Here is a 25,284-nt window from a genome sequence, read left to right as displayed (position 1 = left end):
TGCCAGCATCATCGGGGCGTAGCGCAGCCTGGTAGCGCATCTGCCTGGGGGGCAGAGGGTCGTCGGTTCAAATCCGGCCGTCCCGACCAATGTTGGTGATTCGATCAAAGGCTTGTGCAGCGATGCGCAGGCCTTTTTTCTTTTGGGCTGCCGTCGGTTGCCCGTAATACCGCCGCTGGATCAACGTGGCGATCGCTTTTGCTTTGTCCGGTTGCGCGGGTGCCGCCAGCGCGTAGTACGGCGGTCGCACATCTCTTCCGACAGGTCATTCAACGTTGGATGCAGGCAGCGGTCAGAAGGTCTAAGGCCATTCCCTCATTGACCGCGCGCGGCCCACCCGTCGGGTGGTTGTCCGACGGTGCGACGATCGTGATCACCTTCTTGTAGCGGCGCGGAGCCGGCACACTCTGATCCCACGTTGTTCTCCACCAGGATGCTTCGCATGACCGAACAGCTCCATCCCTAAGCGTCCCCGGGCAGCGCCCCGGTCCCGGCACCGCGCGTGCGCATCCCGCATCTGCAGCAGATGAAAGAGCGCGGCGAGAAGTGGGCCATGCTCACCGCCTACGACATGTACACCGCGGCGATCTTCGAAGATGCTGGCATTCCGGTGCTGCTGATCGGCGATTCGGCCTCCAACAACGTCTTCGGCAACGACTCGCTGCTGCCGGTCACAGTCGATGAATTGATGCCGCTGGTACGCGCGGTGAGCCGCTGCACGCGGCGGCCGCTGGTGATCGCCGATCTGCCGTTCGGTTCCTATCAGGCCTCGCCGGAGCAGTGCTTCCACACGGCGGTGCGTTTCATGAAGGAAGGCGGGGCCCACGCGGTCAAGCTGGAGGGCGGCATCGAGATGGTGCCGCAGGTGCGAAAGCTGGTCAGCTGCGGCATCCCGGTGATGGCGCACATCGGCTTCACCCCGCAATCGGAGCACCAGCTCGGTGGCTTCCGCGTGCAGGGGCGGGGCGAGGATGGCGCACGGCTGATCGAGGAAGCGCGCGCGCTGGAGGCCGCTGGTGCCTTCGCGGTGCTGATGGAGATGGTGCCGGGCGCGGTTGCCGCACAGATCACCGCCGCGCTGAAGATTCCGACGGTGGGCATCGGGGCCGGCAGCGACTGCGATGCACAGGTGCTGGTCTGGCAGGACATGGCGGGGCTGCGCACCGGCAAGCTGCCGCGCTTCGTGAAGCAGTACGCGGACATGCACGGCTTGCTGCAGAAGGCCGCGCGTGAGTTCGCGGAAGAGGTGGGGGCAGGCACGTTCCCCGGCCCGGAACACACGTTCTGATCGACGCACGTACCGCCTGAGGCGCGTGTCCACGGTATCGCCGCGCGGCGGTACCGTGTCGCCTGCGTCATCGCATCGTCATGCGGGCCACGTACCTTCGCCGCACCTGGGGGTGAGGTGGGATCGTGGCCGGACACGCAAAACGGCGTTTGGCGCGCATGTTTCAAGAACAGGGGCCGGTGTTGAGGGGATTCTTCACCCGCCGCGGTGCGCGTCAGGATGCCGAAGACATGGTGCAGGAGACCTATCTGCGCCTGCTGCGCGCACATGAGGATCAAGGCGAGGCGATCGCCAATCCGGAGGCATACCTGTTCACCGTCGCGCAGAATCTCGCACGTGAACAGGCCGCGCGCCGGCGCTGGTCGATGCTGCCCATCGATGATCTTGAGAACCTCACCACGCTGTTGACCGGCGAGGAAACCGTGGAGGACGCGGCCGAGCGTGAACAACGCCGCACGCACCTGCAGACGCTGCTGGGCACCTTGCCCGAGCACACCCGCGCTGTGCTGGTGATGCAGTATCGCGATGGGCTCAGCTATAAGGAGATCGCCGAGCGGCTCGGCGTGTCCTCGCACATGGTCAAGAAGCATGTGGTGCGCGGGCTGTCCGTGTGTCGCCGTGCGCTGGCCGGTCATGCGGAGGCGTGGTGAGCGAGATGCCCGCCCCACGCCCGTCCCTCGCCAACGAGGCCGCGCACTGGCATGCGCTGCAGCGCCAGGGCGGGGTGACTCCCGAGCAGCAACGCCAGTTCATGAAGTGGCTGGTGACCTCACCGGCGCATCTGCGCGAGTACATCACGGTCAGCCGGGTTGCTAGCGAGCTCAGCGATGCGCTGCGCGGCATGGCAGTGGATCTGGATGCGCTGATCGCTGCGGGGCCACCGGCAGCCGACGACAACGTGGTGGCGCTGCCGGTGCGGCGGCGACCTCCGCCGCCCGTGGCATCGCGCGCATCACGCCGCCACCTGCCGGGTATCGCCGCCGCTGCCGCGTTGCTGCTGGGTATAGGGGTTGTCGGCCACCTGGCCTGGCCACAGACACGTCACTACGTGGCGGCGCACGGCGCGCCGCGCAGCTTCGCGCTGCCCGATCACACCGTGGTGCATCTGAACGCGGAAAGTGAACTGTCGATCCGCTTCACCTTGTTGAGCCGCCGCGTGGAGCTGTCGCGCGGGCAGGCGAGCTTTGTGGTGGCCGAGGAACGCCGTCCCTTTGCCGTGCATGCGGCCGGTCTGGAGGTGCGCGATATCGGCACGACGTTCGACGTGTCGCTGCGGCGCGAGCAGGCGCGGATCGAGGTGGCCGAGGGCAGCGTGCAGATCCGCGGCGACTCGGGCCAGGGCCGGCTGCTCGCCGATCTTCGCGCAGGCCAGAGTGCCCACATCGACTACCGCGATCAGACCGTCAGCCTCCGCCAGCAGCACACCGACACGATGACCGCGTGGTGGCGACGACGCGTCGTGTTCCAGGACGAACCGCTGCGCGAGGTGGCCGAGCAGTTCAACCGGCTCAACCGCGTGCGCCTTAAGGTGGATGACGATGTCGCCGGGGCACTGCGACTGACCGGCAACCTGCGTGGCGACGATCTTGCATCGCTTCGCACCTTCCTCGATGAGCAGCCATCGCTGCGCACACGCGTGGTCGACAAGCAGATCCACGTGAGCAGCCGATCGGCGGCGGAAACCAGCGCGGAACAGCCGTAAACAAGCCATCCACGCGTCATCGCGCGGCGCACATCGAGCGGCTGTCAAAAAAAATTCATCGAAATACCGGTGCCCGATCCTCGCCCTGCGCCCTCGTAGTCCAGGCAAGCGCGAACGATTCCGTCTCGCGACGCTCATACCACCCCACTGGACTTCTACGATGCGCCGCATTCTTTTCCTTTCGATCGCTCTTGCCCTGCAGAGCGCCGCCGTCACTGCCACCGCGCAGGAGACCCGCGTGGCCAGCGAGGCGATTCCCGCCCAGCCGCTGGACCGTGCACTCAACGATCTGTCACGCCAGACCGGCCTGCAGTTCGTCTACAACGCGCAGCAGGCCGGCAACCCGCGCACCCGCGCGATGCCGGCCGGGCTCGCCCCGCAGCAGGCACTGGAGCAGCTGCTGGACGGCACCGGCCTGCGCTATCGCTATCTCAACGACACCACGGTCACCATCGAAGCGCGCAGCGATGCCGCACCCTCGGGCACGTCCGCCGTGCCGGTCGCCACATCCGCCGTGGCATTTGAAGCGGCCCCCGCGGGCGCCGGCGATGCCGGCCTGCAGCAGCTGGAGCGTATCGACGTGGTGGGCAGCTACAGCCGCAGCCTGGAGCAGGCGGTGGACATCAAGCGCGCCACCGTCGGTTTCTCCGACTCGATCGTGGCCACCGACGTGGCCGACTTTCCCGAGCAGAACCTGGCCGAAGCCCTGCAGCGCATGCCGGGCGTGACCATCGAACGTGACAAAGGTCTGGGCAGCCGCGTCAATGTGCGTGGTCTGCCGTCGGAGTACACGCATGTCTCGATCAACAACCTGGCCACGGCATCGGGCAGCGGTGGTCGCGATATCGAGTTCGACATCTTCGCCTCGGAGATCATCCAGCAGGTGACGGTGCTGAAGTCGCCGACCGCCGCGGATGAGGAGGGCGGCATCGCCGGCTCGGTGCAGATCTCCACCGCGCGCCCGTTCGACTACACCGGCCGCAAGCTGGTGGCGTCGGTGGAAGGGGCACACAACTCGATCTCCGAAGAGGTGGACCCGAAATTCTCTTTCCTGGCCAGTGACACCTGGGGCGACTGGGGCGGCCTGGTGTCCTTCGCCACGGCCAAGCGCAGCAACCGCACGGACGCGACCTCGGGCATCAACTTCCGCCCCATGTCGCGCTTCCTCGGTGCCTCGGGCACGCGCGGCACGCAGGCTGCGGCCGTGCTGGCGCGCGATGCGGGCGTGGTGGTCAAGAACCGCAACAACACCGATGAAAGCAACCTGATCGTGTTCCAGGACAAAGTGGGCGACCGCGTTTTCGTCAACGACCAGGACAAGTGGGGTGCCACCGCCTCGCTGCAGTACAAGCCGAGCAGCCGCTTCAGCCTGACTTTCGATGCGATGCGCGGCGGCTACGACACCACCGAAGACGAGTACGACGCGGCGGCATATTCGGCGTCCAGCCGCAGCACGCTGGAGACCATCCACGATTACGACGCCAGCACGCTGTCGCAGTACGGCATCGTAGTGCTGCGCGATGTCTCCTACACCGCCACCCAGCACGAAATGCTGAGCAAGGAGCGGATCAACAAGACCGATTTCAGCCAGTACAGCGTGGCGATGGATTGGCAGGGCGACACCTGGGGCGTGGATGCGATGGTCGGTTACTCCGGCGCCGACAAGACGCTGGATGCCAGCAACCTCAAGCATGTGGCCTACGCGCCCTCGCGGACCCGCTGGACCGGCAAGAGTGGCGAGACGATTGCCAGCGCCAACCCGGCCAGCATCGACATGTACAACGCCTCGGACAAGTACCTGTTCGAAGCGTATGAGACGACGCTGGAGAAGGTCAGCGATGACAAGTACGCCGCCCAGGTGGATGTGACCAAGGCGCTGGAACTGGCCTTCCTGCCGGCGCTGCGCAGCGTGCAGTTCGGCGCGCGCTACACCGACAAGTCCAAGCAGCGCGAGTATGGCGAAGCCAAGATCTACGGGCCGGCTGCGGGTGACAACAGCTGGGTGAACAAACGCACCTTGGCCGACAGTCCGCTGCAGTCGATCGGCGATATCGTGCCGGGCGGTGGCTACTCGGTGAAGGACCTGGACTGGAAGATGGTCTCCAACGACTACGCACGCAGTGCGTTCCGCTATCCGGGCTTCGCAACGCCGTTTGATCCGGGCCAGTACTACCGGGTCGACGAGAACGTGACCAGTCTGTACGCAATGACCGACATCGGCTTCGATGTGGGCCGCGTGCCGGTCTCGATCAACGCCGGCGTGCGCTATGTGGACACCTCGGTACAGTCCTCCGGCTTCCACCCGATCCAGCGGGCAGACGGCACCACCGGCTATACCGACACCCCCGTCTCGCGCAAAGGCAGCTACAACGATCTGCTGCCGAGCCTGAATGCCACTGCCGAACTGGCCGAGGGCCTGGTGCTGCGAGGGGCCGCCTCAAAGACGTTCATCCGCCCGGCATTGACCGACATCGCCTACAAGCGCACCGCCAGCTGGAGTTCGTTCCGCTTCACCGATGGCAACCCGGACCTGCAGCCCACCTACGCCAAGCAATGGGAGTTGGGGCTGGAGAAGTACCTGGACAACGGTGGCCTGCTGGCGGCCTCGTACTTCCACAAGAAGATCGACGGCGTGGTGATCAATGCGCTGACCGGCGTGGTGCCGGATGTGGCGGTCTACAACGCCAACGGCTCGCTCAACGGCACCTATGATTTCGACGTGTACCAGCCGATCAATGCCGATGGCACCTACGTGGTGAAAGGCGTCGAGTTGATCGCGCAGCTGCCGCTGAGCATGCTGCACCGTTCGCTGGAAGGCTTCGGCATCAATGCCAACTACACGATGCTGGACAGCTCGCTGGCAGGTGAATCCGATCTGGGCGTGAGTACGCCGATGCCGGGGCTCTCCGAGAAGTCATACAACATGACCGTCTACTACGAGAACGACCGCTTCGACGCGCGCGTGTCGTACAACCACAAGGGTGAGTACGTCGAATCGATCGGCTACAACATGTACCCGATCTGGCGCGATGACTACGGCCAGGTGGACGTGTCGATCGGCTACCGCCTGACCGACAGCATCAAGCTCAGCCTGAAGGGCATCAACCTGACCAACCAGGCGACCACCGGCTACACGATGGATCCCGCGTTCCCGACGATGTACGAGCGTTCCGGCCGCCGGATCAGCCTCGGCGTGCGCGCGGACTTCTGAGCCACCCTCGCGGTGCATCCGGAGGCACGTGCGCGTGCCCCGGATGCGGCTGCCCGTTTGTGAGGAACATCAAATGCGACATGTTTTCTTCCTGCCGCTTGTGGCCATGCTGGCGTGGCCGGCGGTCTCGCACGCTGCCGATGACGATGCCGGTCGTAGCTGGCAGGCTGGCGACCACCATGTCCACAGCGAGTGGAGCGTGGATTGGGATCGCAGCACCATGCCGCCCACGCCGATCCGTGGCGGCGACTCGTCCTACACCCGCACCCATAATGCCCAGCAGGCGCTCGCCAACGGACTGACCTGGATGGTGCATACCGATCATGGCGGGCCGGGGCATTCGGCGGTCACCCGGGACCATGCGTGGCCGGCGCTGCTGGATGCCCGGCGCGAGGTGCCCGGACTGATCCAGTTCAACGGCATGGAATTCGATGTGCCGGCCGGCGAGCACGCCTCGCTGATCATCGCCCCAGGCCCGGATGAGCGCGACCAGCTGATCACGATCGAACGCGATTACGGCCGCAGCGAGCCGCTGCAGGGAAGCCGCGATGACGGGCAGACCATGCTCGATGCACTGGCCCACATGCGGTCGCTGCCGGCACCGCCGTTGATGTTCATCAATCACCCCGCGCGCACTGCCACCGCCATGGGCCGGTGGGGCGACGTCGAGCCCGATGAGCTGCGTGCCTGGCATGTGACCGCACCGCAGGTGCTGGTTGGCATGGAAGGCGCGCCGGGCCATCAGGCCACCCGTGTCCATCGCGGCCTGTATCGCAATGCAGACGCACCCACGATGGGCGGCTTTGACCAGATGACCGCAACGGTCGGCGGCATCTGGGACACGCTGCTCTCGGAAGGCCATCGCTTCTGGATCACGGCCAGCTCCGATTCGCACGCCAACCAGCGCGATGGCGGCAGTGACTTCGATCCCGGCCAGTACAGCAAGACCCATGTCTGGGCGCGGCGGGATGCCGATGACATTCTTGATGGCCTTCGCCACGGGCGCATGTTCGCGGTGACCGGCGATCTGATCGATGCACTTGAGCTGCGTGTGACGGCGAACGACGATGATGCATCCAGTGCAACGATGGGCGGCACGCTGTCGCTGTCTACGGGTACACGCATGCGCGTGGAACTGCGGGTGCGTGTGCCGGCTTCAGCCAATCACGCTGGCCAGCACCCGGTGCTGGATCACGTCGAGCTGATAGTGGGCATCCCCGGCAGCGGCAATGGCCCCGTCATGCAGACGCGTGTATTCCGCGCCAGTGACTGGCAGGTGGACGGCGCATGGCGAACGGTATCCTGGTTCTTGCCGGTGCCTGCACAGGGCGGATTCGTCCGTGCACGCGGCAGCAGCACCCCTGAAGTGTCGCCGCTGCCCGATGTGCCAGGCGAAGATCCCTGGCAGGACCTGTGGTTCTACTCCAATCCCGTCTTTGTCGAGGCCGTGCGATGAGTTGGCGTTGATCCTGTGGTGAGTCGTGCGCGGCTGCAGATCATCGAGGTAGAGTGATCGCTTATCTCATGGACGCGGAAGGAGATGCAGATGGCGGTACGAGCGTTGTTGGAAGCCGATCTCGAACAGGCCAGCCGTGTGTGCATGGCCGCCTTCATGGGGGCGGTGGCGGAATCACTGCCCCCCCTTGGCATCGAGACGTTTTCCCGCATCGCCTCGGTGGAGGGGTTGCGTGCGCGCATGGCACAGGACAATGTGATGCTGGGGTACGTGCAGGACGATCGCATCGTCGGTGTCGCCGAGCTCAAGCAAGGGCGACATGTCGCCATGCTGTTCGTCAATCCGGCCGCCCAGCAGCAGGGCATCGGCAAGGCACTCATGGCGGCCATGATCGAGCAGGCGCGTGTGGAGGTCCTGACCGTCAGCGCGTCGCTCTCGTCGGTGCCTGCGTATGAGCGGTACGGCTTTGCCTGCACAGGCGATGCCGCGGAGTCCTCCGGGCTGCGCTACCAGCCGATGGAAATGCGCGTGGCGTCGCGCGCCTGACTTCACGCCGTTCAGTCGGCGCGTTCACGAAGGTGAGACAGCCGGCTGGCTACCGTGGAGGCCTGTCATTCAACCCGATTCGGGGAAAGGATCATCATGATCAAGTGGGCCATCATTTTTGCAGTCATCGGCCTGATCGCCGGCGCCCTCGGTTTCGCGGGCATCGGTGGCGCCGCGATCGGTATCGCCAAGTTCCTGTTCTGGGCGGGCATCATCATCGCTGTGGTGCTGTTCGTGCTGGGCATGACCATCGCCAAGAAGGTGACCTGACCCGCGGCATAAAGACGCTGCGGTTCCAGACAAAGGCCTGCGCGGTTTCGCGCAGGCCTTTTCGTTGGCGACGCCGCAGGTGCCTCGCAAGGCTTACTCGAAATACACCGATACCCCCAGCCCAGCCTGGATGTCCGGGCTGTCATCGTTCAATCCCACGTCGAACGACGCGTCCAGCTGCACGCGGGGCTTTACCATCCAGGTGACGCCGGCACCCGCAATCCGGGTCGAGGGCTCGCCGTGGGTATCGGTGAAACCGACCTCCAGATAGGTGCTCACGGTTTCGGTGGCAGCGAAGCTCACGCTTGGCGTCCACGTGACGCTGTCCTCGCTGCCACCGCGGGTCACATTGGCGTACAGCGCGCCGGTCCAGCGATCATCGACATCGTACTCATAGCTCGCACCCAGTGCGTACTGTGTCGCGCCCACGCTGAAGTCGCGCGAGCCGGTGGCGAAGGTGGTGCTGGCCAGCAGCGCGACGGCGTGCTTTTCCGATGACAAGGGCAGGGCGACCTTCAGCCCGACGCCCACATCGCCGGCACCGCTGCTGCGCTCGGCTGGCGTATCACGCGGTGCCACCCGCAGGTGGTTCCAGGGCGAGGTGAAGGCCTGCAGTTCGAGATGTTCAGCCAATCCGATCCGGAGCGTGATGTCGGCGTTGTACTGCGTGCTCAGCACGCCGGCGTCGTCGCGGTCGCGGCTGAAGCTGGGCAGTCCCGCCTCCAGCGCGATGCCGCCGCGGGGCAGTGTCGAGGCGGCGAAACCGATGCCGGGGCGGTCGAACGCTATGTCCGGCGGCGCGTCCTGTTGGGCGTGCACAGCTCCACAGAACAGCAGGGACAGCAGCAGGGCCGAACACCGCATGGGCATGCTCCGGGCCGGTCGATACCGGCATCAAAGAGCAGTCAGCCTGCCCGTTGGCCGGAATGTAGCACGCCGTTTCAAGCGGTCACGTGCAGGTCTCGACGCCGCTCAGTGTGCTGGCAAGGTCATCGCGATCAGCGCATCGCGCATGCGCGCGCCCGCTGCGTCCTGCATGGCATCACAGCCCAGCCGGCAGGCCTCCAGGACAACACCATCGGCCGCGTGGCGTGCGGCCGTCAACCGCGCATCGCGACGCTCGTCGGCATGGTCATCCAGCACGGTATCCAGCCATGCACGTCGCGCGGCGATCCATTCCGCGTCGACCTGGTAGGGACGGCAGTCGGAACCGATGGTCCGCGCGACCTCGAACATCTCGGCGATGTAGGCCCGGGAGAACCGGCCGTGGGCCTGGCCGTCGCGGTCCATGCGATGCTGGATCGCGCGGTGGAGATTGGCCACGATCGCGTGCGCGGCGAGGTCATCGTTGGCTGCTTGCAGCAGACAGGTATCGGTTGCGTTGTTCATGCGCGCCTCCAGGACACCGGTGGGGGAAACAAGGGAACGTCAGATGCGGGGCAGGGCCGGATCACCCTGCCGCAGCAGGGTGCCCAACAGCACGACGACGCGTTCGCCCTGGCCATCGCAGGCCAGTTCGAACGTGGTCTGCCCGTCGAGCGCGGGCAGTGGGGAATGCAGGATCCAGTCAAGAACGGCAGCGCGGTCCGGCTCGATCTGCAGGGCCAGATCCGCGACACGACGTACGATTCCCTGACCCATGATCAGAATCCGTAACTGAGAGAGAGGGCGGCGGTATCCATGTGGTCGCCACGGGTCATCGGGCTGTCGCGCACGGCATCGGCCAGCGAGGTGCGGCGGATCGACGCGGTCGCGGTCCAGCGCGGTCCCAGCGGCATCACCGCGGCGATGTCCATGTAGGGCGACACACCACTGCCGGCCGAATAGTGTGCCAAGCCGCTGCGTGCCGCTTCGCGTTCACTGACGCCGAAGTAGTAGTCGTTGAGATCGGCGCTGGTGTAGGTCACGCCCACCGCTGGCATGAAGGTCACACGGCCGGCCGGTAGCGGGTACGCGTATCGGGCGTCGGCCGAGAAGCCGCCCCCGTGCCCGGTGACTTCGGCCTGCGCGTTGGCCTGCAGCACGCCCCACTCGGCCTGGTGCCGCCAGGAGACGCCGAGCATGCCGGACAGACTGCGGTTGTCGAGCTGGCGCAGCTGCGGATCGTGGCTGTCGCGGCGCTTGAAGCGCATCACGTACGGCGAGGCGGTCAAGGCGAGTTCGGACTGCGCCGTCTGGTGCAGGCGATAGCCCACGCTGCCACCGCGGAAGAAGAACGAACGGCCCTCCCAGCTGACGATCGGGGCGGCAAGGCGATCGGTATCGTAGCCGGCGTAGGGCGCCTTGAGAGCGACGACGGCGATGCCGATGCTGCCTTTTTTGCCCCCCTCGGGGGCATCGGCGGCCTGGGCGCTGGCGGCGGCCATCGTACTGGCCAGGGCCAGGCCAAACAGAGCGGAAAGCGGACGCGGAGAACGGAAACGGACGTGCATGGACCTGCCGAGGGGGAACAACCGGAGTGTCATGGTGGGCGCACTACATTGTCGGAACGTTACGTCTGGCGGCGCGGTACCATCGCCTCTTTCGTACCCGCAGGCACCACTTCATGCGCCTTCTTCTGCTGGAAGATGATCCGGAAATGGCCAGCGCGATCCAGGTCAGCCTGGCGCGCCACGGCATGGTGGTCGACGTGGTCGGCACGATGGCGCAGGCCGATGAAGCGCTGAAGGCCGGTGTCCATCAGATCCTGCTGCTGGACCGGCAGCTGCCGGATGGCGATGGCGCCAGCTTCGTCAAGGTGGCGCGCGAACACGTGCCCAACCTGCCAGTGATCATGCTGACCGCGCGCGCTTCGGTGGCCGACCGGGTCACCGGGCTGGACGTGGGTGCGGACGACTATCTGACCAAGCCCTTCGCCGTCGAAGAACTGCTCGCCCGGATCCGCGCGATCTCGCGGCGGCCGTCGCAGATCGCGTTGCCGCTGCTGTCACTGGGCCGCCTGCAATTCGATTTCGTCGCGCGCGAGGCACGGGTATCCGAGGTACTGCTCGCGCTGCCACGACGCCAACTGCTGGTGCTTGAGGCACTGGCCCTGCGGCAGGGGCGCACGGTCGGGCGCGCCTCGCTGCTGGAGGCCGTGTACGGCTTCGACGATGCCATCCAGTCCAACGCGCTGGATGCGCATGTCTCCAAGCTGCGTAAAGCGCTGCTGGAAGCCGATGCAGGCGTGGAAATCCACGTCATGCGCGGGATCGGCTATCTGCTCAAGGATGCGCCGTGAGATTGCTCAAACCCGGCTCGCTCGCGTTCAACCTGGCCTGGAAGGTCGGCCTGATCCAGGTGGCCACGATCGCGCTCGCCTTGAGTGCAATGGTCCTGACCTACGGCAACGGTCGCTCGGCCTACATCGACTGGAGGACCGGTGATCAGATCGCGGCGGCCATCACATCGGGCGGTGACGGGTTGGAGGTGGATCGGAACAAGATCGCCGCCGCCGTGCCCCGTGCACCGAGCACCTTCTGGTTCGCCGCCGCTGATGAGCGCGGTCGTCGCCTGGTGCACGGTGAGATCCCGGCGCAGTATCGCCCGTTGGTGGCACAGCTGGAACATATCGAGCAGTCCGACATCCGGACCCGCCTCCACGCCGATGCGCTTGCCGCGCGCGTGGTGGTCGTCGATCGGCCGCAAGGACGGCTGCACGTGGCGATGGGGGGCATTCCCGAGCGCAGCGTGGCGCGGCAGCTGATGCTGATCTTCCGCTATCTGGGCGGCTGGATCGCGCTGCCGGTGCTGGTGATCACCTTGGTGGTGTCGCCGTGGGTCATCCACCGGGCACTGCGCGGCGTCAACCGTGTGGCCGCGCAGGCTGCGGCGATCCAGGTCAACGAGCGTGGCAGCGGCCTGGACACGCATGCCGTGCCGCTGGAGATCTATCCGCTGGTGGATGCCTTCAATGCCGCGGTGCGGCGTATCGGCGAAAGCTACGACGCGCAGGATCGCTTCCTCGCCGGTGCGGCGCACGAGCTGCGGATGCCGATTGCGATCCTGGCCACGCGACTGGCCGATCTGCCGCCCGGCGATGCACGTTCACGCCTGCAGCTGGACCTGAGTCGCCTGAGCAACATCGCCGAACAGTTGCTGGATCTGCAGCGGTTGGATCGACATGGCAGCCAGTCGCAGCGGATCGATCTGTCCGCGCTGACCCGCGACGTGGCTGCCGATGTAGCCCCGCTGGTGGTGGACGCCGGTTACGGCTTTTCGGTGGACGCACCTGATCAGCCGATCTGGGTGCGCGGTGATCCGCATGCGCTGCACAGGGTCATCGCCAGCCTGCTGCAGAACGCCATCGCCCACGGCGGCGGCCGCGGCATGATCGCGGTGGCGCTGTGCGATGACGGGGGCCTGTCGGTCAGCGATGAAGGCCCTGGCGTGCCGGAGGCGGAGCGATTGTCCGTATTCGAGCCGTTCCACCGGTTGCGGCCCAGTGGCAGTGGCAGCGGGCTGGGCCTCCATCTGGCGCGCGAAATCGTGTTGCGCCATGCGGGCACCATCGCGGTGGACAGTGCCCCCGGCGGCGGCGCGCGGTTCCTGGTGGTGTTGCCGGTGGACCCGCGTCCGTTACCCGGCACGGCCCTGGCATGACCAGGAGTGGCTGATCAGCCCGGCGGCGGGTCCGCCGGTGCCGCGCAGTACGTATCGATCGCCTTGGCGGTGTTCTCCACGCCCTTGGCGCTGGCCAGCTCCCAAGGCCGTTCGCAGCGCTGGGTGCGGCCGCACCATCGGTAACCGGCAGAGCCGATGCAGCCGTGCTCGTCGCGGTCGGCACCCGGCATGCGGGAGGTGGTGGGGGCGGCGGGCGGCGCATGGGGCGCGCAGGCCGTAAGCGTGATCACCGCAAGCGCGGCGCTCAGGGAAAACAGCACAGGTCGGGTGGACATGCAGGCTCCGGACCGCGGATGCGATGAGCGACAGTCTCGCGCTGGCTCGGTCGATGGTGCGTGCACGCTGGTGCCTGCCAGCAAGCGCCGCAAGGGCCGTTCAACCGGAGAGTTTTCACCCCTCCATCACCGTGCGTGGGCTGTGATGAAGCTCTGCACGGCCTGCGTTGTTCTAGGGCGTGGCCACCATCAGCAGGGAACGATGATACGTTGGAAAGGGGGGCTCTTGCTCGGCGTGTGTGGGGTCTCACCGGCCGTGGCGGCGGAGTCAGCCTGGCAGGGCAGGGGTGTGTTGTGGACGTGCTGGATCCGGTACTCGGCATACGGCTGGGCTGGACGCTGGCCGAGCGCCACGCAATGACGGTGTGGATGATGGGCAGCGACAGCGACGATGTCACCGTCGATGCGATGGCGAGCTATGGGTACCGCGTTACCTTGCATGCGTGGCTGCGAGTGGGCTACCGCTACATGACATTGCGCCAGGTCGGACGCCGTTTCGACGTGGATATCGCCGTCTCCAGTCCGGGCATCGGGCTGGAAGCACGGTTCTGATCGACACCGCCAGGAGGCACTGCATGAAGACCGTGTTGTCGTTGCGTCACGTTGCGCTCGCCGTTGCATTGACCTGTGTCTCCGCCCAGGCCGATGCCTGCACGCGTGTGGTGTACCTGGGCGACAACCAGGATGTCATCACCGCGCGGTCGATGGACTGGAAGACCGATGTGGCCACCAACCTCTGGGTACTGCCCAAAGGCATTGCACGCGACGGTCTGGCCGGGCCGCGTTCGATCCGCTGGACGTCGCGATACGGCAGTGTGGTCGCGACCGGCTACGACATCTCCACTACCGATGGTCTCAACGAGGCGGGACTGTCGGCCAACCTGCTGTGGCTCGCCGAATCGGAGTATCCGCATCAGCGCGGCGCCAGGCCGGGACTTTCGATGTCGTTGTGGGCGCAGTATGTGCTCGACAATTTCGCTACCGTCGCCGAGGCGGTGGCCGCGCTGGAACGTGAGCCGTTTACGATCGTGACCGACAAGGTTCCTGGTGAGTCGCGGCTGGCCACCTTGCACCTGTCGATGTCCGATGCGACCGGCGACAGCGCGATCGTGGAGTACATCAACGGCAAGCAGGTGATCCACCACGATCGCGCCTACCAAGTAATGACCAACTCGCCGGTGTTCGATCAACAGCTGGCGCTCAACACCTACTGGCAGGACATCGGCGGCACGGTGATGCTGCCGGGGACGAACCGTTCGGCCGATCGCTTCGCGCGCGCGAAGTTCTACATCAACGCGATTCCCAAAAGCGAAGATCCGGTGGTGGCACTGGCCAGTGTGTTCAGCGTGATCCGCAATGTGTCCGTGCCGTATGGCATCACCACGCCGGGCGAACCGAACATCTCCTCCACGCGCTGGCGGACCGTGGCGGATCACAAGCGGAAACTGTACTTCTTCGAATCGGCGATGACGCCCAACACCTTCTGGGTGGACCTCAACAAGGCCGACTTCACGCGCGGCGCGCCGGTGCTCAAGCTCGACCTGGGGCCGGATCAGCGCAATGTGTTCGCCGGCGATGCGCTGCCCCGGTTCCAGCCGGCCGAGCCGTTCCGTTTCCTGGGGATCGAAGGGTAAGCCGCCCGCAAAATCAGACTAATCCGATATCAAAGGGCTGTGGCCTGCTCTATCGTTCCTGCCGAGGGATGGATCCCTCCCGTCGTGAGCTTCGCCTCGACGCGCCTGCGCCTGCAGTCGCGCCGTTCGTCATCTCGCCCAGGCATGCCGCAAAGGAACGATCCGCATGGTGATCAAACTGCAACACATCGAACGCCGCTGGCACGTCGTGCACCCGGCCAAATCCGCACCGATTGCCTTCCGCAGCGGCGCGACCGCCTTCGATTTCGCCGATGCCCTGGCGCGCGAGCACTTCGCCGAAACCGGTGACAGCAGCGCGGTGCGGGTCCAGGTGCTGGAAACCTATGTGGATGCGGTCCGCTACGGCTGAGCGTGCTCTGATCCGGTTGTCCGCCTCGATGTCACCACGCATCTTTGACTCAGTCAGCTTCGCGTCGGGTACCTAAATAGGGGATGAAATCAGCGACTTATGGCCTATGTCGCCCGGAAGGGGGATCACCGATCCTGTGCGCCTCCCCCAACACGTAACGAGGACCCCATGTCGAACAACAGCCCCTCCCAGGCAGCCAGACGATTGCGCTGGGCCGTGGTGCCCGCGCTGATGGCGCTGGCCGGCGCGGCCCAGGCGCAGAACTACGACCGCTATTACGACGACGGTTACAACGGTGGCCCGGTCCGCTGCGAATCGATCAAGAACCGCACGCAGCAGTGCGCGCTGCCGGGTCGCGCCCGTCTGGTGCGGCAGATCTCCGGCTCGCCGTGCGTTGAAGGTCAGACGTGGGGCCAGGCACGCGGCGGCGTGTGGGTGACGCAGGGCTGCCGTGCCGAGTTCGTTGCCGAAGGTGGCCGCGGTGGCGGTCGCTGGAATGGCGGCGGCAATGGCTGGGGGCACAACGGCGGCGGCAACAGCGGCCGTGGGCAGATCCTGACCTGCGATTCCAATGACCATCGCCGTCAGCGCTGCGTCGCCAATGTCCGCCGCGAGGCGCGGCTGATCCGCCAGACCTCGCGCAACGCCTGTATCGAAGGTCGCACCTGGGGCTGGGACCGCACGGGCGTCTGGGTGGACGGCGGCTGCCGCGCCCAGTTCCAGATCTACTGAGTACCGGCGCACGGCGCCTGGGCGCTTCCTGAGCGCTCAAACGAACGAGGCCGCGTCAATGGGACGCGGCCTCGGTGCTTTTCCTGAGCGCTGAACTAGTGGGGCGGGCCGTGATTCAGCCTGCCGCGCTGAGCGTCTGGCCGCTCTTGACCAGCATCGGCCAACGCTTGAGCACGGCCTGGCGGATGCCATCGGCATCGATGCCGGCTTCGGCCAGCAGGTCTTCGCGGCTGGCATGGTGCTGGAAGCTGTCCGGCAGGCCCAGGTGCAGGAACGGCTTGAGCACGTTCTCGGCATTGAGCAGCTCGGCCACGCCGGAGCCGGCACCGCCGGCGACCACGTTGTCTTCGATGGTCACAAAGCCTTCGTGGCGCTGCGCGAGTTCCAGCAGCAGGGCACGGTCCAGCGGCTTGATGAAACGCATGTTGACCACGGTCAGGCCCAACTCGCGGCCGACCTGTTCGGCGGCCGTCAGGGTGCTGCCGAAGGCGAGCAGGGCGATGCGGTTGCCCTGCAGACGCAGCTCGGCCTTGCCGATCTCCAGCGTCGACAGATCCGTGCCGGCGGCAATGCCGGTGCCGCTGCCACGCGGATAACGCACCGCAGCCGGGCCGGCGTAGCGCAGGCCGGTGGTCAGCATCTGGCGGCACTCGGCCTCATCGGAGGGCGCCATCACCACCATGTGCGGGACACAGCGCAGGAAGCTCAGGTCCAGATTGCCGGCATGGGTCGCGCCATCCGGGCCGACCACGCCGGCGCGGTCGATCGCGAACAGCACATCCAGCTCCTGCACGGCCACGTCGTGGACCAGCTGGTCGTAGGCGCGCTGCAGGAAGGTCGAGTAGATCGCCACCACCGGCTTGGCGCCCTGGGTGGCCATGCCGGCCGCCAGAGTCACCGCGTGCTGTTCGGCGATGGCCACATCGAAGTAGCGCTCCGGGTATTCCTTGCTGAAACGCACCAGGCCCGAGCCTTCGCGCATCGCCGGGGTGATGCCCATCACCTTCGGTTCGGCCGCGGCGGCATCGCACAGCCAGTCACTGAAGACGTCGGTATAGGTCGGCTTCTTGGCCCCGCCCTTGGAAACCAGGCCCTTGTCCGGATCGAACGGGCCGACCGCGTGGTACCCGATCTGATCACCTTCGGCGCGCTCGTAGCCCTTGCCCTTGGTGGTCATCACGTGCAGCAGCTTCAGTCCCTTCAGGCTCTTGAGCGTCTTCATCGTGGCGACCAGCGCCGGCACGTCGTGGCCGTCGATCGGGCCGGTGTAATGGAAGCCCATTTCCTCGAAGAACGTGGACGGCACGAACATGCCCTTCCAGTGCTCTTCCCAGCGCTTGACGAAGCGCGCGGTGGGGTTGTGCTTCTTGTCGCCGAGGATCTTCTTGCCGCCTTCGCGCAGCGCATTGAGCGTGCGGCTGCCGGTGGCGCGACCGAGCATCTTGGTCAGCCCGCCCACGGCCTCGGAGATCGACATGTTGTTGTCGTTGAGGATCACCAGCAGGTTCGGTTCCTGCTCCATGCCGCCGGCGTGGTTCAAGGCTTCATAGGACATGCCGGCGGTCATCGCGCCATCGCCGATCACGGCCACGACCTTGCGGTCATCGCCTTCGGCCTGGCGTGCGATCGCCATGCCCAGCGCCGCCGAGATGGAGGTGGAGGAATGGCCGACGCCGAAGGTGTCGTACTCGCTTTCCTCGCGCTTGGGGAACGGCGCCACGCCGTCCTTCTGCTTGACCGTGTGAATCTCGTCGCGGCGTCCGGTCAGGATCTTGTGCGGGTAGGTCTGATGACCCACATCCCAGACCAGCTGATCGACGGGCGTCTGATACAGGTAGTGCAGGGCGACGGTCAGTTCGATCACGCCCAGGCCGGCGCCGAAATGGCCGCCGCTCTTGCCCACCGACTCAATCAGGTAGGCACGCAGTTCATCCGCGATCGCGGGCAGTTCGGATTCTTCGAACCTGCGCAAGTCATCCGGTGACTGGATGCGCGCAAGGCGGGGATAGCGGGCGGAATCGATCATGTTTATCGCGCTTCTTCTGAGCGCCTATTTTCCCCCCCAAATGAGGGTGGGGCAAGCAAACCGCCTTTTCAGTGAGTAAACGGTGACGGAGGCTGCGACAGAACGTCGCAGCGCGCTCACGCGCAGAGCTTGGAACGCTTGGGCAGCTGCGCTTTCAGGAATGCCATCTGATCGGCCAGGATGTTGCGGTTGGACAGGATCATGTGCTCGATCCAGCTCGGCCGATAGGGCACGGCGAGCAGCGGCATGCCGGCCTGCTGCGGGGTGCGGTTGCTCTTGCGCGAGTTGCAGTGGAAGCAGGCGCTGACCACGTTCTCCCACACGTCCAGGCCCCCCTTGGAGAGCGGCATGACGTGGTCGCGGGTCAGTTGCGGGCGGTTGAACTGTTGCCCGCAGTACAGGCACAGGTGCGAATCGCGCGCGAACAATGCGGGATTGGACAGATTCGGGGTCGGGTCGATCGCGCGGGAGCGGGCGTGGCCGCGGGCAGCGATGATCGGGTGCAGGTCCAGACCACTCTGCAGGCCGGTGGTACGGCAGATGCCGCCGTGGATGTGCAGGCAGGGGTCGCCGAGCGTCCAGGCCACCGCGCCACGCGCGTAGAGGCAGGAGGCATCCTGCCAGTTGATCCAGTCGAGTACGCGCCCGTGGGCGTCCAGGGCCAATAACCGCACCGAGCCGGGCCGATGCAGCGTAACGATCGGCGACACCTCAGCGACCGGGGCGGACGAGGCTCCGGTATCGATCAGACCCAAGCGTGTAGTGTCTGTCTCCATCGGGAAAACAGCTTATACCCGAATCATTACCAAATGGGTATAGGCGGCAAGCGCCTACCCATTTGGTAACAATTCGGACAGGCATTCCACCTAAGCCCCGCGCCTGTCGGCGCGCCCCCTTGAACATCAAGGGGGCTTTTCTCCAGAAGGTGTATCGGGGTGCCGACCAACGGTCGGCACCTACCCGGGGCGACCGACCGGTAACCACCGACCGTTGGTCGGTGGGCCGGTCAACGATCAAGCTTAGCCGAAATGCGCGTCGGTCATGGCCATCAGCGGCTCGGCGCCGGACTGGATCGCGGCGGCGTGGCTGAGCGTGCGCGGCAGCACGCGGGCGAAGTAGAAGCGGGCCGTCTCGCGCTTGGCCTGCTTGAAGGCGTCGCTCTGCGCGGAGGCATCGGCGGCGGCGACGCTGCGGGCCCACCAGTACGCCAGCACCACGTAGCCGGAGTAGAACAGGTAGTCGAAGCTGGCTGCGCCAAGTTCGTCCGGGTTGGTGGCCGCGCGCTGCAGGGTCGCCATGGTCAGCGTGGCCCATTCGTTGGCCTTGGCGCGCAGCGGGGCGATGAACTCGGCCAGCGTCTCGCTACCTTCATTGGCCTTGGCGAAGGCCTCGATCTCGGCCAGCATCAGCTTCAGCCCGGCGCCCTGGCTGGAGGCGGTCTTGCGGCCGATCAGGTCCAGCGCCTGGATGCCGGTGGTGCCTTCATACAGCGTGGTGATGCGCGCATCGCGGGCCAGCTGCTCCATGCCGTGCTCGCGGATGTAGCCGTGGCCACCGAAGCACTGCAGCGCGTTGTAGGTGTTCTCGATGCCCCATTCGGTCTGGCAGGCCTTGGAGATCGGGGTCAGGAAGCTCACCAGCGTGTCCGCGCGTTCGCGCTCGCCGGCATCCTCGGCGTGGTGGGCGACGTCGATCAGGGTGGCCGCGTGCAGCGCCAGCAGGCGGCTGCCTTCGACCAGCGATTTGATGGTCAGCAGCATGCGCCGCACATCCGGGTGGACCAGGATCGGGTCGGCCGGCTTTTCCGGGTTCTTCGGGCCGCTCAGCGAACGCGACTGCAGGCGCTCGCGGGCGTACTTCAGTGCGTTCTGGTAGGCACGTTCGGACAGGCCGATGCCCTGCAGGCCGACGCCCAGGCGCGCGGTGTTCATCATGGTGAACATCGCCTGCAGGCCCTTGTGCGGCTGGCCGACCAGATACCCTTCGGCACCGTCGAAGTTCATCACGCAGGTGACCGAGCCCTTGATGCCCATCTTGTGTTCGATCGAGCCGCAGCGCAGCGCATTGCGCTCACCCACCTTGCCCTCGCGGTCGACCTTGAACTTCGGGGTGACGAACAGCGAAATGCCTTTGGCCCCGGCCGGTGCGTCGGGCAGCTTGGCCAGCACCAGGTGCACGATGTTGTCGGTGAGATCGTGCTCGCCGGCGGTGATGAAGATCTTGGTGCCGGTGATGGCATAGCTGCCGTCCGCGTTCGGCTCGGCCTTGGTCTTGAGCAGGCCAAGATCAGTGCCGCAATGCGGCTCGGTCAGGCACATGGTGCCGGTCCAGCGGCCTTCGATCAGCGGCTTGAGGAAGGCCTCCTGCTGCCAGGCCTCGCCATGCTGCTTGAGCGCTTCGATTGCACCGTGCGAGAGCAGCGGGAAGTTGCCCCAGGCCAGGTTGGCGGCGTTGATCATTTCGTTGAGCGGCACGCCCAGCGTATGCGGCAGGCCCTGGCCACCGAGTTCCGGTGCGGCAGTCAGACCGGTCCAGCCGCCGTCCACGAACTGGGCGTAGGCCTGCTTGAAGCCCGGCGGGGTGGTGACCTCGCCGGTGGCCTGGTCGAGGACGCAGCCGATCTCATCGCCCACGCTGTTCAACGGCGCCAGCACGCTGGCGCTGAAACGGCCGGCTTCTTCCAGCACGGCATCCACCACATCGGCGGTGGCATCGCTCAGGCCAAGGCGCGCGAACAGCGGCTCGACCTTGAGCACGTCATGCAGGGCGAAACGGATATCGGAAAGCGGGGCGGTGTAGCTGCTCATCGGGGACAGTCTCGATCAGTGGCGAAGGGTGGCGGACAGCCCGCCGGTCAGCGCAGGACGCCGGGCAGGCCGGGAGCCTGGTTGAGCGTGCTGCGGCTATCAATCTCGAACGTGCGTTGCTTCTTTTCCTGCGGGGTGGCGCTCACCGTGCCCTTGAGCGCATAGCCCAGGGTGCGGTTGCCGGCCAGTGCGTCGGCCATCACCAGGCGTGCGCCCGAGCTCGGCTTGAGCTCCACGTTGACCACATCGGCCGACACGCCACCGATCGACAGCGCCGGCTGCAGCTGCAGCTGGCCAGCGTCCTGATCGCTGACCTTCAACTGGAGCGAGACGCTGTCGAAGGTCATGGGCATGGAGCTGAAGTTCTGCAGGCGCAGCGCGATCGTCCAGCTGCCATCGGCACGCACCGTCAGCTCCTGCACGCTGGCGGCCGGCTCGGAGACGCGTTTGACCGTCTTGTTGCAGGCGGTCAGGGTCAGCGAAGCGATGACGATCAGGGCTAGGGCTAGGGCGAGGCGGGGACGGAAGCGGTGGGACATGGCGCGATCCTCAGGCGGGTGTTGCATGGGTATGAGCATACTACGGCGTATGGTGTTCGCGCTGCCCGGGGCGGCGTGACGCAAGGGTAGGGCACCGTGATGACGGCGCCACGTGCTTTTAGTCGTGGGGAGGTGCAGGCGGGCGTGGGCCCGTGGGGCGGCCCGGCCGTGTCAGTCCAGCGGTGCCATCACCCGCAGCGGAGCGAGGTCGTAGCCCATCGCCTCGGCGCGGTCTTTGAGCTGCTCGAACAGGGCCGTGTCCATGCTCGGCGAGCGCGACAGGATCCACAGGTACTTGCGATCCGGCTCGCCCACCACCGCCCACTGGTAGCCGGGGTCCAGTGCAATCACCCAGTAGTCGGCCCATACCAGCGGCACCCAGGACAGCCAGTCGGGGACGAAACGTACCTGCAGGCGGCCGGGGTGTCCTTCGACGGCCCGCGCTACGCCATCGGCGGCGACGCGATCGCCATCGGCCTGCCGGCAGGCGTTGTGCACGCTGATCCGGTGGTCAGCCCGCAGACTGTAGGTGGCGGTGATGTCGCCCACGCACTTCTTCTGGAATGACACCGGCAGGTGTGCGATTTCATGCCACTGGCCCGCATAGCGGTCCATGTCCAGCACCTCCACCGAGGTCACCGGCGCGGCGGCCCAGGCCGGGGCACTGGCGGCTAAGGCAAGCAGGGCACTGAACAGATGGCGGCTGCGCATGGTCGACACTCCAGACAAGACGCAGCGAGCTTAGGCACAGGCCGACCGGAAATTGTGAATATTCCGTCATCCAGTGGCACTGTCACGGCGTTGAGGTGTGCGTGGAACGCGCGCGCCGCTGCTGCCGGCCGTCCGACACCCGCGCTATGGGCTGTCGGCAGAGAGTTCGCGCGTCGCTTTTCCGTTCTCATCAAGGAAGCGCACGCTGGCATCTCCTGATGGCGTGACCACCAGTTCCAGCCGCGGCTTTCCTCGCCCGTCGCGCAACGTGAGCATGGCTTCGCGGGCATCGGATTTGCCAAGGAACACGCGTTCGGTGATCGCAGGAACGCCCTCCCGATGAAGTGACTCGTCGCGCTCGGAAAAGAATGGGCGGGACAGACCATCGGCGACGTCGTTGAAGCTCAGGCCTGCGTAGTGTGTCCCTGCATCATCCACGCCCAGCAGTTGCATCTGCTGGTCCTGCTGATAGCGATCGAAGGTCAGGCTCATGCCGCTGGAGGGTTTGCCGTTCTTGTCGAGCGAACCGTTGTAGATCAGCCCGCCGTTTTCCGTTCCTTCATCATTGAAGAACAGCATGCCTGCCATCGGGCGCGGATGAGGCTGCTCCTTGTTGTGAATGACCACGCCAGGAAACAGCGTGCGATTGGATATCGCCAATCGCAGCGTTCCGTCGGGTTCCTTGATGTTGATGCGCTGTGCATCGATGACGTCAAAGCTTGCGCTGCGCTGTGACGTCGCCCCCATCATCAAGGCGGTCATGGTCAGCAGACCGGCCGCTGCGCAGCCCAGCGTGAGTCGTCGTTGGTTTTGCTGCAGATGCGCGATCTGCGCCTGCAGCGCTTCGATGCCGTCCGACATTCACCTCTCCCTGTGTGCGCGGCCTTGGGGACGAACAAGCGCGGCCGCAGACGATCCTGTCCGCCGGGTGAGCATGCCAGCGCGTTGCAATGCAGGGCAAGGAACGGTTGCGCGATGGGCGGCGCCGTCGGCGCGAATGCACTGCCAATGAAGTGAGTCATGGAGCACGAACCAGCTGCGGAAATGCCTTCGTTGAACACGGTGCGATGTGGCGCGACCGAACAACAGGCAAAAAAAATGACCTGCATTTCTGCAGGTCATCTGAAAGTGTGGTGGCCGGGGACGGAATCGAACCGCCGACACGGGGATTTTCAATCCCCTGCTCTACCAACTGAGCTACCCGGCCACTTCATCGCTGCGTTGCCGCTGGCGAGGACGCGAATAATACGGAGGTATGAGGGGTTCGGCAAGCGTTTCGAGAAAAAAGTTTCACATTTGTTTCCGACCCCCTGTCCGCAGACACGCAAGTGCTTGATACAGCGGGTTCGCGGACAGCAGGGCGAGGCATGAACCCCGGTTCAGACGCGGGCCCGGCGCAAAGGGCACTGCTCACGCATCACGGGCGTGGGCCTCATCCGGCATGCACCACAGCAGCGCGATGCCGATCGCCATCATGACCGCCGCCAATACCAGCGCGCCTTGGTAGGAGCCGCTGTCGCGTGCCAGGGTGCCGGCAATCGCGGGCGCGATGATCTGGGCGACGCCATAACTCAGCGTCAGCGTGGCCATCGCTTTGGCCGGGTTGTGCGGGTAGTGACGCCCGACCACGGTCAGGGTCAGGCTGACGATGCCGGCGAAGGTGATGCCGAACAGCACGGCGCTGGTGCCGCCGGCCCACAAGCCGTCGTCCAGGAGCGGCAGCACGAATGACACGGTCTGCAATGCATAGGCAAGCATCAACGCGCGGATCAGGCCCAGCCGCGCCGCGATACGGTCCCAGGCGAACGTGGAGGGGATGGCGGTGATCCCGACCAGCACCCACACCCAACTGCCGCGACCGGCGAAGGCAGGGGTCTGCACGAGAATGGCGACGATGAATGTCGCGCTGACCACGAAGCCGAACCCCGCACAGAAGTAGGACGCGATCAGCAGCCAGCGCCAACGCTGCCCAGGGGGCGAGGGCGCCGTGGTGCCACTCGCCCTGGAAATCGGCACCGGTGCCGGCATCCAGGCCCACGCCGGCATCAAAAAAACGAGCGCAAGCGCACCGAGGGCGAGCCACTGCTGCGAGGACAGCAGATGATCGGCCATCGCCGACGCAGCCAGGCCGGAGACGGCGATGCCCATCCCGAGCCCGGCAAAGTGCAGGCCGAGCCGGGGGCGGTGCTGATGCGCGAGCAGCCAGTTGAGCACCAGCCCCGAGGCGAGCAACAGGCCGGCCGTGCTGGACAGGCCGGCCACGAAGCGCAGCACGCTCCATGCCGTCATGTCTGCGGTGGCACCCATGAGGGCAGTGGAGATCACCGCCAGCACCAGCCCGACGCGGTAAAAGCGGAATTTCAACTGCATCTCACCGACCCGGGCAACCAACAGCGTGCCGGTGAGATAGCCGAGGTAATTGAAGGTCGCCAGCCATCCGCCGTTGGCCGCTGACAGCCCGGCGTCCTCCCGCATGAGCGGCAGCAACGGGGTATAGGCAAAGCGGGCCAGGCCCACGGTCAGCACCAGGGCGCAGATGCCGGCAGTGATGACCTGCCAGGGGGCGCGGGAAGGCGGCGCAGTCGATGAGGACATCATGGTGGCTCGCGCCTGCGTCAGCGCGCGTCGGGACATTGCAGGCGGGTCAGGCGCTCGCCATCGAAGTCGGCCACGATGCTGCCATCGCTTGCCTTGTGCGCCGGCCAGCGTGCCTGCTCCGCAGCGCCCGGCAGCGGATTGCCGAGGTGGAAGTACACCTTGCCGCGTGAATCCCCGGGTTGCAGCCCGGCGCAGCCGGCGACCGGCGCGGCGCGCTCACCGCAGTCGCCCTGCAGCAGGCACAGCCGCGTATGGCACTGGCCGCTGCCGGACGACCAGTGGCCCTGTGCGGCGAGGCACCCTGGTTCGGTGGCAAGGATCGCCCAGCACGCCAGGCCGAACACGGTCGTGGCCGACATCAGCACAGGCAGCAGGTAGCGGCGTGGACGCGAGGGGGAGTTGCTCATGGCTCGATCATGCGCCTGGCATCGCTGCCGGGGCAATCCGTCCACCTCGCGAGGCACGGATGGAACGCTGTGACGCCATGGGGCGCGGCGGTCGCCGCTGCACAAGGCCT

27 protein-coding genes and 2 tRNA genes are annotated in these 25,284 nt (G+C 66.0%); 14 read left to right on the top strand and 15 right to left on the bottom strand.

What is annotated here, in order from left to right; translation table 11 throughout:
- The first annotated feature begins 12 nt into the window (after positions 1 to 12).
- A tRNA-Pro gene (locus tag K4043_RS05285) sits at positions 13 to 89 on the top strand.
- On the opposite strand, the gene K4043_RS05280 is transcribed toward K4043_RS05285, so the two are convergent.
- On the bottom strand, positions 68 to 250 hold the full coding sequence (locus K4043_RS05280) for a hypothetical protein (RefSeq protein WP_265308444.1): 183 nt from the start codon (positions 248 to 250) through the stop codon (positions 68 to 70). The genes K4043_RS05285 and K4043_RS05280 overlap by 22 nt on opposite strands.
- Positions 251 to 502: 252 nt before the next feature.
- Between K4043_RS05280 and panB the strand changes: the two genes are divergently transcribed.
- From panB to K4043_RS05245, 7 genes are all read left to right on the top strand, one after another.
- The gene (gene panB, locus K4043_RS05275) at positions 503 to 1,288 is read left to right on the top strand and encodes a 3-methyl-2-oxobutanoate hydroxymethyltransferase (RefSeq protein WP_265308443.1); all 786 of its coding nucleotides are present in this window, start codon (positions 503 to 505) and stop codon (positions 1,286 to 1,288) included.
- Between the two features lie 125 nt (positions 1,289 to 1,413).
- The gene (locus K4043_RS05270; RefSeq protein ID WP_265308441.1) at positions 1,414 to 1,938 is read left to right on the top strand and encodes a sigma-70 family RNA polymerase sigma factor; all 525 of its coding nucleotides are present in this window, start codon (positions 1,414 to 1,416) and stop codon (positions 1,936 to 1,938) included.
- Between the two features lie 5 nt (positions 1,939 to 1,943).
- Positions 1,944 to 2,990: a FecR domain-containing protein gene (locus K4043_RS05265; RefSeq protein ID WP_265308440.1), complete on the top strand. Its 1,047-nt coding sequence runs from the start codon at positions 1,944 to 1,946 to the stop codon at positions 2,988 to 2,990.
- A gap of 160 nt (positions 2,991 to 3,150) precedes the next feature.
- Positions 3,151 to 6,201, top strand: a complete 3,051-nt coding sequence (locus K4043_RS05260; protein WP_265308439.1) for a TonB-dependent receptor — start codon at positions 3,151 to 3,153, stop codon at positions 6,199 to 6,201.
- A gap of 73 nt (positions 6,202 to 6,274) precedes the next feature.
- On the top strand, positions 6,275 to 7,657 hold the full coding sequence (locus K4043_RS05255) for a hypothetical protein (RefSeq protein ID WP_265308437.1): 1,383 nt from the start codon (positions 6,275 to 6,277) through the stop codon (positions 7,655 to 7,657).
- Positions 7,658 to 7,747: 90 nt separating this feature from the next.
- Positions 7,748 to 8,203, top strand: coding sequence for a GNAT family N-acetyltransferase (locus tag K4043_RS05250; protein ID WP_265308436.1), 456 nt, complete (start codon positions 7,748 to 7,750; stop codon positions 8,201 to 8,203).
- 96 nt (positions 8,204 to 8,299) lie between these two features.
- The gene (locus K4043_RS05245) at positions 8,300 to 8,473 is read left to right on the top strand and encodes a DUF1328 family protein (protein ID WP_019182774.1); all 174 of its coding nucleotides are present in this window, start codon (positions 8,300 to 8,302) and stop codon (positions 8,471 to 8,473) included.
- Between the two features lie 93 nt (positions 8,474 to 8,566).
- On the opposite strand, the gene K4043_RS05240 is transcribed toward K4043_RS05245, so the two are convergent.
- From K4043_RS05240 to K4043_RS05225, 4 genes are all read right to left on the bottom strand, one after another.
- Entirely contained in the window at positions 8,567 to 9,337 is a 771-nt protein-coding gene (locus K4043_RS05240) for a transporter (protein ID WP_265308435.1), read from the bottom strand.
- A gap of 108 nt (positions 9,338 to 9,445) precedes the next feature.
- On the bottom strand, positions 9,446 to 9,862 hold the full coding sequence (locus tag K4043_RS05235; RefSeq protein ID WP_265308434.1) for a hypothetical protein: 417 nt from the start codon (positions 9,860 to 9,862) through the stop codon (positions 9,446 to 9,448).
- 39 nt (positions 9,863 to 9,901) lie between these two features.
- A complete protein-coding gene (locus K4043_RS05230) occupies positions 9,902 to 10,114 on the bottom strand; it encodes a hypothetical protein (protein ID WP_265308432.1) in 213 nt (70 codons plus the stop codon).
- 2 nt (positions 10,115 to 10,116) lie between these two features.
- Entirely contained in the window at positions 10,117 to 10,905 is a 789-nt protein-coding gene (locus tag K4043_RS05225) for a MipA/OmpV family protein (RefSeq protein ID WP_265308431.1), read from the bottom strand.
- 113 nt (positions 10,906 to 11,018) lie between these two features.
- Here K4043_RS05225 and K4043_RS05220 point away from each other — a divergent pair, with 113 nt between their 5' ends.
- Positions 11,019 to 11,693, top strand: coding sequence for a response regulator transcription factor (locus tag K4043_RS05220; protein ID WP_123730675.1), 675 nt, complete (start codon positions 11,019 to 11,021; stop codon positions 11,691 to 11,693).
- The gene (locus K4043_RS05215) at positions 11,690 to 13,054 is read left to right on the top strand and encodes a HAMP domain-containing sensor histidine kinase (protein WP_265308429.1); all 1,365 of its coding nucleotides are present in this window, start codon (positions 11,690 to 11,692) and stop codon (positions 13,052 to 13,054) included. Before K4043_RS05220 ends, K4043_RS05215 begins: the two co-directional genes overlap by 4 nt.
- Positions 13,055 to 13,068: 14 nt before the next feature.
- On the opposite strand, the gene K4043_RS05210 is transcribed toward K4043_RS05215, so the two are convergent.
- Positions 13,069 to 13,350 carry a peptidase gene (locus K4043_RS05210; protein ID WP_123730677.1) on the bottom strand — a complete coding sequence of 94 codons (282 nt, stop codon included), beginning with the start codon at positions 13,348 to 13,350 and terminating at the stop codon, positions 13,069 to 13,071.
- Positions 13,351 to 13,644: 294 nt separating this feature from the next.
- On the opposite strand from K4043_RS05210, the gene K4043_RS05205 reads away from it, so the two are divergent.
- The 4 genes from K4043_RS05205 (at position 13,645) to K4043_RS05190 (ending at position 16,086) form a co-directional block, all read left to right on the top strand.
- Positions 13,645 to 13,902: a hypothetical protein gene (locus K4043_RS05205; RefSeq protein ID WP_265308428.1), complete on the top strand. Its 258-nt coding sequence runs from the start codon at positions 13,645 to 13,647 to the stop codon at positions 13,900 to 13,902.
- A 23-nt stretch (positions 13,903 to 13,925) separates the two neighbouring features.
- Positions 13,926 to 14,984 carry a linear amide C-N hydrolase gene (locus tag K4043_RS05200; RefSeq protein WP_265308427.1) on the top strand — a complete coding sequence of 353 codons (1,059 nt, stop codon included), beginning with the start codon at positions 13,926 to 13,928 and terminating at the stop codon, positions 14,982 to 14,984.
- Between the two features lie 166 nt (positions 14,985 to 15,150).
- A complete protein-coding gene (locus K4043_RS05195; protein ID WP_123730680.1) occupies positions 15,151 to 15,354 on the top strand; it encodes a hypothetical protein in 204 nt (67 codons plus the stop codon).
- Positions 15,355 to 15,522: 168 nt separating this feature from the next.
- Positions 15,523 to 16,086 (top strand): DUF3011 domain-containing protein, encoded by a 564-nt coding sequence (locus K4043_RS05190; RefSeq protein ID WP_265308426.1) that lies wholly within the window; start codon positions 15,523 to 15,525, stop codon positions 16,084 to 16,086.
- A 115-nt stretch (positions 16,087 to 16,201) separates the two neighbouring features.
- Here the strand turns inward: K4043_RS05190 and dxs are convergent, their stop codons facing one another.
- From dxs to K4043_RS05145, 9 genes are all read right to left on the bottom strand, one after another.
- The gene (gene dxs, locus K4043_RS05185; protein ID WP_265308425.1) at positions 16,202 to 18,112 is read right to left on the bottom strand and encodes a 1-deoxy-D-xylulose-5-phosphate synthase; all 1,911 of its coding nucleotides are present in this window, start codon (positions 18,110 to 18,112) and stop codon (positions 16,202 to 16,204) included.
- 116 nt (positions 18,113 to 18,228) lie between these two features.
- A complete protein-coding gene (locus tag K4043_RS05180; RefSeq protein ID WP_265308424.1) occupies positions 18,229 to 18,888 on the bottom strand; it encodes an HNH endonuclease in 660 nt (219 codons plus the stop codon).
- 243 nt (positions 18,889 to 19,131) lie between these two features.
- On the bottom strand, positions 19,132 to 20,919 hold the full coding sequence (locus K4043_RS05175; RefSeq protein ID WP_265308423.1) for an acyl-CoA dehydrogenase C-terminal domain-containing protein: 1,788 nt from the start codon (positions 20,917 to 20,919) through the stop codon (positions 19,132 to 19,134).
- Between the two features lie 47 nt (positions 20,920 to 20,966).
- Entirely contained in the window at positions 20,967 to 21,458 is a 492-nt protein-coding gene (locus K4043_RS05170; protein ID WP_265308422.1) for an LEA type 2 family protein, read from the bottom strand.
- A 171-nt stretch (positions 21,459 to 21,629) separates the two neighbouring features.
- On the bottom strand, positions 21,630 to 22,169 hold the full coding sequence (locus tag K4043_RS05165) for a lipocalin family protein (protein WP_265308421.1): 540 nt from the start codon (positions 22,167 to 22,169) through the stop codon (positions 21,630 to 21,632).
- 144 nt (positions 22,170 to 22,313) lie between these two features.
- On the bottom strand, positions 22,314 to 23,030 hold the full coding sequence (locus K4043_RS05160; RefSeq protein WP_265308419.1) for a hypothetical protein: 717 nt from the start codon (positions 23,028 to 23,030) through the stop codon (positions 22,314 to 22,316).
- A 270-nt stretch (positions 23,031 to 23,300) separates the two neighbouring features.
- Positions 23,301 to 23,376 (bottom strand) — tRNA-Phe (locus K4043_RS05155).
- A 203-nt stretch (positions 23,377 to 23,579) separates the two neighbouring features.
- On the bottom strand, positions 23,580 to 24,764 hold the full coding sequence (locus K4043_RS05150; RefSeq protein ID WP_265308418.1) for a YbfB/YjiJ family MFS transporter: 1,185 nt from the start codon (positions 24,762 to 24,764) through the stop codon (positions 23,580 to 23,582).
- A gap of 20 nt (positions 24,765 to 24,784) precedes the next feature.
- Positions 24,785 to 25,174, bottom strand: a complete 390-nt coding sequence (locus K4043_RS05145) for a hypothetical protein (RefSeq protein WP_265308416.1) — start codon at positions 25,172 to 25,174, stop codon at positions 24,785 to 24,787.
- Positions 25,175 to 25,284 lie beyond the last annotated feature (110 nt).

Source organism: Stenotrophomonas sp. SRS1, from assembly GCF_026130205.1.
Lineage (GTDB): Bacteria > Pseudomonadota > Gammaproteobacteria > Xanthomonadales > Xanthomonadaceae > Stenotrophomonas > Stenotrophomonas rhizophila_B.
This window is presented reverse-complemented; position numbering and strand designations above follow the sequence as displayed.